Source organism: Candidatus Dactylopiibacterium carminicum (assembly GCF_014736495.1).
In the GTDB taxonomy this organism is placed as follows: domain Bacteria; phylum Pseudomonadota; class Gammaproteobacteria; order Burkholderiales; family Rhodocyclaceae; genus Uliginosibacterium; species Uliginosibacterium carminicum.
Map to the genome: position 1 here is coordinate 19397 of NZ_MDUX01000046.1, position 10175 is coordinate 29571.

Consider the following 10175-nt stretch of genomic DNA (forward strand, 5'->3'; position numbering starts at 1 on the left):
GCGCGCGGAGCGCGTGTCATGAAGTGCCCCTTCTGCGGCGCGCCTTCCACGCAGGTAACCGATACCCGCGAGAACGAGGAGGGCGACATCATCCGCCGGCGTCGCCGTTGCAACGATTGCGACAAACGCTTCACGACCTACGAGCGCATCGAGCTGAAGATGCCGCAGGTGGTCAAGCGTGACGGCAGTCGCGTCGAGTTCGAACGCGACAAGCTGCTCTCCAGCATGAAGCTGGCGCTGCGCAAGCGCCCGGTGATGTTCGAGCGCGTGGAGGCTGCGCTGGATCGCATCGAAGGCCGGTTGCTCGCCATGGGCGACCGCGAGATCCCCAGTGAGGCTCTGGGCGAGCTGGTGATGCAGGAACTCAAGCGCCTGGACAAGGTGGCCTACATCCGCTTCGCCTCGGTGTACCGGAATTTCGAGGATGCTGCGGAATTTTCCGAGGCGATCCGCGAAGTCAGCGGCCGCTCCCGTTCCCGCCGCAGCACCGACTGAGATGCTGCCGCAGGACAGGGATTTCATGGCCCGAGCCCTGGCGCTGGCGGCTCACGGCCTCTACACCACGACGCCGAATCCCCGCGTGGGCTGTGTGATCGTGCGTGACGACGGCTGCATCGTCGGTGAAGGCTGGCACGTCAAGGCCGGCGAGCCACATGCCGAAGTCCACGCTTTGCGCATGGCGGGTGAGGCCGCACGCGGGGCCACGGCTTATGTCACGCTGGAGCCCTGCAGCCATTTCGGGCGTATGCCGCCGTGTTGTGAGGCGCTGGTGGCCGCTGGCGTGCGCCGCGTGGTGGCCGCCATGCAGGATCCCAATCCGTTGGTCGCCGGACGCGGTCTGGCGCGTCTGCGCGAAGCAGGGATCAATGTCAGCAGTGGTGTGCTGGAAGCCGAGGCGTTGCGCCTGAATGAGGGGTTCATTTCGCGCATGACGCGTGGCCGGCCCTGGTTGCGCATCAAGGCAGCAGCCTCCCTGGATGGCCGCACGGCGCTTGCCAATGGGGAGAGCCAGTGGATCACCGGCGAGGCTGCGCGGGCGGATGCCCACCACTGGCGCGCGCGCAGTTGCGTCATCCTCACCGGTATCGGTACGGTGCTGACCGACAGGCCCAGGCTCACCGTGCGTGGCATCGACACGCCGCGCCAGCCGTTGCGCGTGATCGTCGACAGCCAGTTGCGCACGCCGCTGGACGCAGCCGTGCTGGCCGACGGTAATGCCTTGATCGCCACCGCACTGACCGATACTGCGGGCTTCGCACCGTATGAGGCACGGGGTGTGGCGGTGCTGAGCCTGCCCGGCGAGGCAGGGCAGGTGGATCTGCCTGCCCTGATGCAGGCGATGGGCGCGCGCGGCATCAACGAAGTACTGACCGAGGCTGGCGCACGGCTCAATGGGGCGCTGATCGCCAGTGGCTGCGCCGACGCGCTTCTGCTCTACCTGGCGCCCAGCCTGCTGGGCAGCGCCGCGCGTGGGCTGTTCGATCTGGGTTTGCTGGAATCCCTGACGCAGCGGCATGCGCTGCGAGTCGATTCCGTCGATACCGTGGGCACCGATCTGCGCTTGCAGGCACGCTTCGCCACTGCCTGAAGACGGCCTTCAGGCCGCGCAACGTTCCTTTCTTCCATTCGCGTACAGACGCCTCATTTTGTTGTCTGCTTAAAGATTCATTTTTGTTAAATCTTTAAAAAGATTCTCTTAATATGAATCTTATGCGGCGTCATCCACAGCCGCCTCTCATGGAGAATTCCGGCATGAAATCCTCACGCAGGCTCTGGCAATGGCTGGGCGTCGTGTTTCTGTTGTCTTTCGCTGCCCTGGGCTGGATCGGGCGCGAAATCTATCTGGCAGCACCTCCGGTGCCAGAGCGTGTTGTTTCCGAAGACGGGCAGGAAGTATTCGGCCCCGGCATGGTGATGGACGGGCAGGTGGCCTGGATGTCGGCCGGCGGGCAGCAACTGGGCTCGGTCTGGGGGCACGGCAGCTATCTGGCGCCGGACTGGTCGGCCGACTGGTTGCACCGTGAGGCGTTGGGGTTGCGTGATGCGATTGCGCAGAGTCTGCAGGGCAAGCCTTTCGACGCACTGGATGCCGACGGGCAGGCCGTGGTCAGTGCGCGCGTGAAGGCTGAGATGCGCCGCAACACCTACGATCCGGCCTCCGGCGCGATCATCCTGAGCAAGGAGCGCACGGGCGTGGTACGGACGCTGGCTGCTTACTACAGCGGTCTGTTCGGCAATGAACCGGCATTGGATGGTCTGCGCGAGCAGTACGCGATGGTGCGGCACACGCTCAAGGATCCGGCGGAATTGCAGGCGCTGCCGGCATTCTTCTTCTGGACCGCCTGGTCGGCAGCGGCCGATCGCCCGGGCCAGGAAAACATTTCCTACACCAGCAACTGGCCGCACGAGCCTCTGGTGGGAAATGCGCCGACCACGGGCAACGGCATCTGGTCCATGGTCAGCATCGTGCTGCTGATCGCGGGGATCGCCGTGATGGTGCTGGTACATGCCGCGCAGCCGGAGGATGGAGAAGCCAAGGTGCCGGAGAGCGATCCGCTTTTCAGCCTCAAGCCCACGCCGTCGATGCGCGCCACCGCCAAGTATTTCTACATTGTGATCGCCCTGCTGCTGTTGCAGATCGGCATGGGCGTGGTGACCGCGCACTATGCGGTGGAAGGGCAAACCTTCTTCGGCCTGCCGTTGGCCGAACTGCTGCCTTACGTCAGCAGCCGCACCATCCATACCCAACTGGGGGTGCTATGGATTGCCACGGCCTGGCTAGCGACCGGCCTGTACATCTCGCCGGCTCTGGCGGGGCAGGAGCCCAGATTCCAGAGGCTGGGCGTGAATGTGCTGTTCTACGCACTGGTGCTGATCGTCGTCGGTTCGCTCATCTGCGGCTGGGTGGGTACGCAGCAGCGTCTGGGTAGCAGCTTTGCGTTCTGGCTTGGCAATCAGGGGCTGGAGTACACCAGCATGGGGCGCATCTGGCAGTACGGCCTGTTTGCCGGGCTGCTGATCTGGCTGGGCCTGATGGCGCGCGCGCTGTGGCCGGCGCTGAAAAGGCCTTCGGAATCCCGTGGTCTGATCGCCATGGTGTTCCTGTCGGCGGCGTGCATCGGTGCGTTCTACGCCAGTTCGTTGATGTGGGGCCAGCGCAGCCATTATTCGATGATCGAATACTGGCGCTGGTGGCTGGTGCATCTCTGGGTCGAGGGATTCTTTGAAGTCTTCGCCACTGCTGTGATTGCGCTGATCTTCGCGCGTCTGGGCCTGATCCGCACGGCTACGGCGAACGCCGCGATCGTGATGGAGACCATCGTGTTCCTGTTCGGCGGCATCCTGGGAACCCTGCACCACCTGTACTTCACCGGCACGCCGACCTCGGTGATCGCCATTGGTGCGGTGTTCTCGGCGCTGGAAGTGGTGCCCCTGGCACTGGTGGGCTTCGAGGGCTGGCGTACTTATCGTCGTACTCGGGCCGCGCCCTGGGTACAGCACTATCGTTGGATCATCCTGTGCTTCGTCGCTGTCGGCTTCTGGAACACCGTGGGTGCCGGGCTGCTGGGCTTTGCGATCAATCCGCCGATCTCGCTGTATTACGTGCAGGGGCTAAACACCACGCCGGCACATGGTCATGCGGCGTTGTTCGGGGTGTATGGCATGCTGGGCATCGGTCTGCTGCTGTTTTGCCTGCGCGGTCTGATGCCGCGCGAGCATTGGCAAGACAAATGGTTGCGTATCATGTTCTGGGCACTGAACGTCGGTCTGGCGATGATGGTGTTCATGTCGCTGCTGCCCGCGGGTATCTATCAGGCTTGGGCAAGCGTCAGTGAAGGGCTCTGGTACGCGCGATCCGTGGAGGTCGTGCAGTCCGAGGTGATGCGGGCGCTGGTCTGGCTGCGCGTGCCGGGCGACGTGGTATTCGGGCTGGGTGCCCTGGCGTTGGCCTGGTTCGCGTTGCGACTGTTGAAACCCAGTAAATGAGGTGATCCGGGGCGCGGCGCCATGGCGTGCCCCCGGATTGCGCGGAATGTTGCATGCTTTATCTCACGCTCAAGCAGATCCATTTCACGGCAGCGATGCTCAGCATTGGTTTGTTTTTCCTGCGCGGCAGTCTGCAACTGGCGGGTGTGCCATGGCGGCGCTGGTGGCCGCTTCGCTATCTGCCGCATCTGGTGGATACCGTGCTGCTGGGCGTGGCGATCAAGCTGGCGGTGCTGATTCACCAGTATCCATTGGTGCATGGCTGGCTTACCGCGAAGCTGGTTGCCCTGCTGGGCTACATCCTGCTCGGGCACTGGGCCCTGCGGCGTGATCAGCCGAGGCGGCGCGCCGTGGCCGCGTTCATCTCGGCCTTGCTGTGCGTGGGTTACATCGTGGGTGTCGGGCTTACAAAATCGGCCAGCTGGCGCCTGCTATAGTCCCTCCGCCATGAAACTCACCACCTATACCGACTACACGCTGCGCGTGCTGATGTACTTGGCGCTGCGGCCGGAACATCTTGCCACCATCCAGGGGATCGCCCAGGCCTACGGCATCTCGGAGAGCCACCTGATGAAGGTGGTCCAGCAACTGGGCAAGAGTGGTTTCGTGGAAGCCTTGCGTGGCAAGGGCGGTGGGCTGCGCCTGGCGGTGCCTGCGTCGCAGGTCGGGCTGGGGGTGGTGGTGCGCGCGGCGGAGGGGGATGGGCCCATTGTCGAGTGCTTCGTGGCGCCCGATCGCTGCCGCATCACGCCGGGTTGCCGTCTGGTTGGCGTGCTGCATGAAGCGCGTGAGGCTTTCTATGGCGTCCTGGATCGCTACACGTTGGCCGATCTGGTGTGCGATCCCGCACCGCTGGCCCATCTGCTGGGCATCCCGGTGGTCAGCGTGCCACCAGGGCCGGCAGGCGTTCAGCGGTAGGCGATGTCGAGGATGTCCAGCTCGCGCAGGCCACCAGGACTGGCGAAACGCACGGTGTCGCCCACACGGGCCTTGAGCAGTGCGCGCGCCAATGGCGAGATCCAGCTGATCAGGCCGCGACCGGCATCGGCTTCGTCCACACCGACGATCTGGTAGATGGATTCTTCGCCGTCCTGATCGCAGACCGTCACCGTGGCGCCGAAGAACACCTGATCGACGTTCTCCTGCGCTTCTGGATCCACCACCGTGGCGATTTCCAGGCGTTTGATCAGGAAACGGATGCGGCGGTCGATTTCGCGCAGGCGACGTTTGCCATAGATGTAGTCACCGTTTTCGGAGCGGTCGCCATTGGAGGCTGCCCAGGAGACGACCGAGACCACTTCCGGGCGCTCGACGCGCAGCAGTTGATCCAGCTCTGCCTTCAACCGGTTGAAGCCATTGCGGGTGATGTAGTACTTGCTGCCGGCAGGCAGCGCGGGCGAGAGCGCGGGATCGTCGTCGTCCTCGCTCAGATTCATCGCATCCTCCAGATCGCGACGAAAACGCGAGGCAGCATCGCCAGCAAGCAAACCACCGCGCGCCGTACGTTTGTCGATGACTTCGATGGCTCCGACGGATGGGTAGTCCACGACATACAAAACAGGATTGTTCAATACGATGTTCATGGCGACCCTCCTGGCTTGGGGTTGGCTAGCGCTACTGTCAGGCTGCGATTATTGCTGCCCGTGTTATCAGATATCGGTGCCGGGCGGAGAATCTCAAGCCTGCGGTGTTACGAGTTGTTTCCGGCCCACTAGGTTCCCGGCCACGGGAAATCCTCACTAGGCAAAAGCCGGCACCGGTAGCATGCTGGTCATATAAGAAACAGGAGTGATCCCGATGAGCGACATGTTCGAAGAAGCCATAAATTTGCGGCATCGTCTCGATGTGCTGCGCGCGGAGCATCGCGAACTGGACAACGCCATTTCCCGCCTGTCCTGCGCGCCGGATGAAGACGAACTGGCCATGCGCCGTCTCAAGAAACGGAAGCTGATCGTGCGGGATCGCATCACGCTGATCGAGCGCGTGCTGCGGCCGGAGTCTCCGGCCTGAAAAACCCTGCAGGCAAGGCTCCCTTCAAGGATGCCTTTGTTGCCGATTCGAGCGATAATCCGCCGCTCCTGTGTCGCGCATGCCGTTCCTACGGCGAGGGCGGCGCGGCAACATCGGGAGGCTTTTCATGCGTCTTGCCCAGGAACTCGTTGCAGGGCAGAAACACCTGGCGACCCTGCCGGACCTGTATTACAAGTTGCGTCAGGCATTGGCCGACCCTGAGGTCAGGGTTTCGGAGCTTGCGCGTCTTATCGAGAACGATCCCTCCCTCACGGCGACCCTGTTGCAGGTCGCCAACAGTGCTTTCTACGGATTCCCCCGCCGTATCGAGACGGTTTCACGCGCCATCAGCCTGATCGGGCTGGATCAGGTCGGCGAGATCGTGCTGACCGCCACGCTGGCCGGTGCCTTCCATGGCATCCGCCCGCGCCGCATGGATATGGACCGCTTCTGGCGCGGCAGCATCCGCCGGGCGTTGATGTGTCGGCAATTCGCCCGCCACCTGGGCGCACGCGAGGCCGAGCGGGCCTTCGTCATCGGCCTGTTGTCCGACATGGGGCATCTGGTGATGTACCACGCCGTGCCGGACCTGATGGGCATCGTGCTCGATATGGGGCAGGAAAACCTGAACGAGCTGGCCGAGAAGGAACGCAGCATCGTGGGCTGCGACTTCGCGGAAGTCGGTGCGGCACTTTGTTCGTCCTGGCATCTGCCGGAACATATTGGCCAGGTGATCGGCGCCCAGCTGGATCCGCTGAGCGCACCGGAAGGGCTGCACGAGGAAGCCGCACGGCTCAATCTGGCGATTTCCGTCACCGAACTCCTGGCACGCGGTGAAACGGTTACTGCCGGCATTAGCGTGCTGGACGAAGATGCACCGGAGCTCTCGGGTGTCGATCTCGCGCTTTTGCCGGTGCTTGCCGAGCACTGCGAAGCGCAACTGGATTCGGTGCTGCGTTCGCTGGGTCTCTCCTGAATCCTTGCGCGCTTTCGCGGTCCACCCTGCGTAGTCCATCCGTACTGCCAGAAGGTCTGGAAGGCACCTCCCGCCTGGCTTTGCTGAATCCTTTTGTGGCTGTATTTAGTTATTTGATTCTGGCTTGCTACTACCCGTAGTATGCTCGGCCCCGGTTCGCCGTTTCGGCGGCAGCTGACCCGTCATAGAGACCATAAGCCCTGGGGAGCCCGAAAAATGGATGCACAGATCCGCGATGAAGCTGTTTCCACCCTGACCGAGCAAGAAATTTCCGGCGAGATCCTGCTGGAAAAATACGCCAAGGGTGATGAGTCTTCGGTCACGGATGTACGCCGGCGAGTGGCCCGTGCGCTGGCTTCGGTCGAGAAGGAAGAGAAGCGTGCCCTCTGGGAGGAGCGTTTCTTCGAGGCCCAGGTTGCCGGTTTCATTCCTGGCGGCCGTATCAACTCCGCTGCCGGAACCTCGCTGGCTGCCACGCTGATCAACTGTTTCGTGCAGCCCGTGGGGGATTCCATCACCGAAGAGGTCGACGGCCGCCCAGGTATCTACACGGCGTTGTCGCACGCCGCTGAAACCATGCGCCGTGGCGGTGGCGTCGGTTACGATTTCTCCTCGATCCGCCCGGTCGGTGCTGCGGTACGCGGCACACAGAGCCGTGCTTCCGGTCCGGTGAGTTACATGCGGGTGTTCGATCGCTCGTGTGAGACGGTGGAGTCCGCCGGCGCTCGTCGTGGCGCGCAGATGGGGGTGTTGCGCATCGATCATCCCGACATCGAGGCCTTCATCCACGCCAAGGACCAAGGGGATCTCACCAACTTCAACATCTCGGTAGGCGTCACCGACCGGTTCATGCAGGCCGTGGAGAAAGACGGCGATGTCGAGCTCGTGCACAAGGCCGAGCCTGCCACCGACCTGAAGAATGCGGGGGCCTATCAGCGTGAGGATGGTCTGTGGGTGTTCCGTAAGGTACGCGCTCGCGATCTGTGGGACCAGATCATGCGTTCGACCTACGGCCACGCCGAGCCGGGCATCCTGTTCCTGGATCGCATAAACAAGGATAACAATCTCAACTATTGCGAGACCATCGAGGCCACCAATCCCTGCGCCGAACAGCCGCTGCCGCCCTACGGCTGCTGCTGCCTAGGCTCAATCAATCTTACCCGCTTCATCAAGTCGCCCTTCACGAAGAAGGCGAGATTCGACGAGGCCGCTTTCGGCAAGGTCGTCGCCACCTCGATCCGCATGCTCGACAACGTGCTCGACGCCACTCACTGGCCACTGCCGCAGCAAGCCCAGGAGGCCGCCAGCAAGCGTCGCGTCGGCCTGGGCTTCACAGGCCTGGGCGATGCCCTGATCATGCTCGGCCTGCGCTACGACACCCAAGAGGCGCGCGACATGGCCACGCACATCAGCAAGGTCATGCGTGACGCCTCCTATCTTGCGTCGGTGGAGCTCGCCCGCGAACGGGGCGCTTTTCCGTTGTTCAATGCCGACATGTATCTCTCGGGCGGAAATTTTGCCTCGCGTTTGTCCAATGAAGTGAAGGACGCCATCCGCAAACATGGCATCCGCAACTCGCACCTGCTTTCCATCGCGCCCACGGGCACCATCTCGCTGGCCTTCGCCGACAATGCTTCGAATGGCATCGAGCCACCGTTCTCCTGGACCTATACCCGCAAGAAACGCATGGTCGACGGCACCCACAAGGAATACGCCGTGGAGGACTACGCCTGGCGTCTGTACCGCCATCTCGGTGGCGATACCTCCAGGCTGCCGCCGTATTTCGTGACTGCGCTGGAGCTTTCCGCTGCTGCACACAAGGATATGGTGGCCGCCGTCGCGCCCTATGTGGATACCTCCATCTCCAAGACGGTGAACGTGCCCGAGGATTATTCCTATACGGATTTCGAGGATCTCTACATGAGCGCCTGGAAGGCCGGTCTGAAGGGGCTTGCCACCTATCGCCCCAACAGCGTGCTCGGCTCCGTGCTGTCGGTTGCGCCCAGCGCGCCGGCGCCGGACGGCAAGAAAGCCCCGCAGGATGTGCAGGTCAGCGACGCCAATCGCCGGTTGTCCATTCCGCATCTGCCCGCGCCGGTACTCTCCAGTCTGCGCTGGCCAGGCCGGCCTGACATGCCGGATGGCAACCTCTCCTGGACCTACATGCTCAACAGCCCCACGGGCAGCTTCGCGATCTTCGTCGGCCAGGCCGAGAACGGTCGTCCCGGGCACAGCAAACCCTTCGAAGTGTGGGTGAACGGTGCCGATCAACCGCGTGGTCTCGGAGCCGTGGCCAAGACCCTGTCAATGGACATGCGCTCCAACGACCGTGCCTGGCTCAAGCTCAAGCTCGACATGCTCGCCCACACCGTTGGCGAAACGGCTTTCGAGATGCCATTCCCGCCGCATGGCGAGCATCGGCGTGTGCCCGGCGTGGTCTCCGCCTTTGCCCAGATCGTGCGCCACCGCTGCGAAACGCTGGGCGCCTTTGAGGAAGAGGGCGAGACGCCGGTGCGTGATGCCGTCTTCTCCGTAGCCGAACCCAAGACCGGAGCTGATGGCACGCTCTCATGGACTGTCGATATCCAGAACCCGGCAACCGGCGAGGACTTTGTGCTCGGCCTGAAGGAAATCACGCTGCCCAGCGATGGTACGGGGGGCCTTACAGGCGTCACCCGCCCGTACTCCATGTGGCTTTCGGGCAACTACCCACGCGCGCTGGACGGGCTCTCGCGCCTGCTCTCACTCGACATGCGCGTGGTCGATCCGGCCTGGATCGGTATGAAGCTGCGCAAACTCCTGAACTATCCAGAGCCCCTGGGCGACTTCATGGCCTTCGTGCCAGGCACTCGCCGCCAGCAGAACTGGCCCAGTACCGTTGCCTACCTCGCACGGCTCATCATCCATCGCTACGCCATGCTCGGCGTGCTGGACGAGAACGGCTATCCGACCCGCGAGATGGGCATCCTCGAAACGCCGCGCGAGCAGGATGAGCCCAAACTCATGCAGGGGCGCGCCTGCCCTGAATGCGGCAACCACACCATGATCCGTAAGGATGGCTGCGACTTTTGCACGGCCTGCGGGGCGGTGGGGACGTGTGGGTGATCCGTCAAAATGCAACAAGGCGCCGGAAGGCGCCTTGTTTTTGGCGCTGTCGGAGTTAGCTGTTGCAGGTTCTAAACTGAAAGCATGAATGGGACAG

General features: G+C 63.0%; 9 protein-coding genes. 8 read left to right on the forward strand and 1 reads right to left on the reverse strand.

What is annotated here, in order from left to right; genetic code table 11:
* Window positions 1-18 precede the first annotated feature (18 nt).
* The 5 genes from nrdR to BGI27_RS12950 all read left to right on the forward strand — a co-directional run bounded on the left by nrdR (window position 19) and on the right by BGI27_RS12950 (window position 4905).
* Entirely contained in the window at window positions 19-495 is a 477-nt protein-coding gene (gene nrdR, locus BGI27_RS12930) for a transcriptional regulator NrdR (protein ID WP_095525272.1), read from the forward strand.
* 1 nt (window position 496) lies between these two features.
* The gene (gene ribD / locus BGI27_RS12935; RefSeq protein ID WP_263406618.1) at window positions 497-1588 is read left to right on the forward strand and encodes a bifunctional diaminohydroxyphosphoribosylaminopyrimidine deaminase/5-amino-6-(5-phosphoribosylamino)uracil reductase RibD; all 1092 of its coding nucleotides are present in this window, start codon (window positions 497-499) and stop codon (window positions 1586-1588) included.
* A 164-nt stretch (window positions 1589-1752) separates the two neighbouring features.
* The gene (locus BGI27_RS12940) at window positions 1753-3987 is read left to right on the forward strand and encodes a nitric-oxide reductase large subunit (RefSeq protein ID WP_095525273.1); all 2235 of its coding nucleotides are present in this window, start codon (window positions 1753-1755) and stop codon (window positions 3985-3987) included.
* Between the two features lie 53 nt (window positions 3988-4040).
* On the forward strand, window positions 4041-4424 hold the full coding sequence (locus tag BGI27_RS12945) for a SirB2 family protein (RefSeq protein WP_095525274.1): 384 nt from the start codon (window positions 4041-4043) through the stop codon (window positions 4422-4424).
* Window positions 4425-4434: 10 nt separating this feature from the next.
* Window positions 4435-4905 (forward strand): RrF2 family transcriptional regulator, encoded by a 471-nt coding sequence (locus BGI27_RS12950; RefSeq protein WP_095525275.1) that lies wholly within the window; start codon window positions 4435-4437, stop codon window positions 4903-4905.
* Here the strand turns inward: BGI27_RS12950 and greB are convergent.
* On the reverse strand, window positions 4896-5423 hold the full coding sequence (gene greB / locus BGI27_RS12955) for a transcription elongation factor GreB (protein WP_095525283.1): 528 nt from the start codon (window positions 5421-5423) through the stop codon (window positions 4896-4898). The genes BGI27_RS12950 and greB overlap by 10 nt on opposite strands.
* Before the next feature lie 361 nt (window positions 5424-5784).
* Between greB and BGI27_RS12960 the strand changes: the two genes are divergently transcribed.
* The 3 genes from BGI27_RS12960 (at window position 5785) to BGI27_RS12970 (ending at window position 10078) form a co-directional block, all read left to right on the forward strand.
* On the forward strand, window positions 5785-5997 hold the full coding sequence (locus BGI27_RS12960; RefSeq protein ID WP_095525276.1) for a YdcH family protein: 213 nt from the start codon (window positions 5785-5787) through the stop codon (window positions 5995-5997).
* 127 nt (window positions 5998-6124) lie between these two features.
* Window positions 6125-6973 (forward strand): HDOD domain-containing protein, encoded by an 849-nt coding sequence (locus BGI27_RS12965; RefSeq protein WP_170943038.1) that lies wholly within the window; start codon window positions 6125-6127, stop codon window positions 6971-6973.
* Between the two features lie 216 nt (window positions 6974-7189).
* Window positions 7190-10078 (forward strand): adenosylcobalamin-dependent ribonucleoside-diphosphate reductase, encoded by a 2889-nt coding sequence (locus tag BGI27_RS12970; RefSeq protein ID WP_095525278.1) that lies wholly within the window; start codon window positions 7190-7192, stop codon window positions 10076-10078.
* The last annotated feature ends 97 nt before the right edge of the window (window positions 10079-10175 follow it).

Excerpts from the sequence above, each read along its gene's own strand:
- nrdR (WP_095525272.1), top strand. The coding sequence starts at position 19 with ATGAAGTGCCCCTTCTGCGGCGCGCCTTCCACGCAGGTAACCGATACC.
- ribD (WP_263406618.1), top strand. The coding sequence starts at position 497 with ATGCTGCCGCAGGACAGGGATTTCATGGCCCGAGCCCTGGCGCTGGCG.
- BGI27_RS12940 (WP_095525273.1), top strand. The coding sequence starts at position 1,753 with ATGAAATCCTCACGCAGGCTCTGGCAATGGCTGGGCGTCGTGTTTCTG.
- BGI27_RS12945 (WP_095525274.1), top strand. The coding sequence starts at position 4,041 with ATGCTTTATCTCACGCTCAAGCAGATCCATTTCACGGCAGCGATGCTC.
- BGI27_RS12950 (WP_095525275.1), top strand. The coding sequence starts at position 4,435 with ATGAAACTCACCACCTATACCGACTACACGCTGCGCGTGCTGATGTAC.
- greB (WP_095525283.1), bottom strand. The coding sequence starts at position 5,423 with ATGAATCTGAGCGAGGACGACGACGATCCCGCGCTCTCGCCCGCGCTG.
- BGI27_RS12960 (WP_095525276.1), top strand. The coding sequence starts at position 5,785 with ATGAGCGACATGTTCGAAGAAGCCATAAATTTGCGGCATCGTCTCGAT.
- BGI27_RS12965 (WP_170943038.1), top strand. The coding sequence starts at position 6,125 with ATGCGTCTTGCCCAGGAACTCGTTGCAGGGCAGAAACACCTGGCGACC.
- BGI27_RS12970 (WP_095525278.1), top strand. The coding sequence starts at position 7,190 with ATGGATGCACAGATCCGCGATGAAGCTGTTTCCACCCTGACCGAGCAA.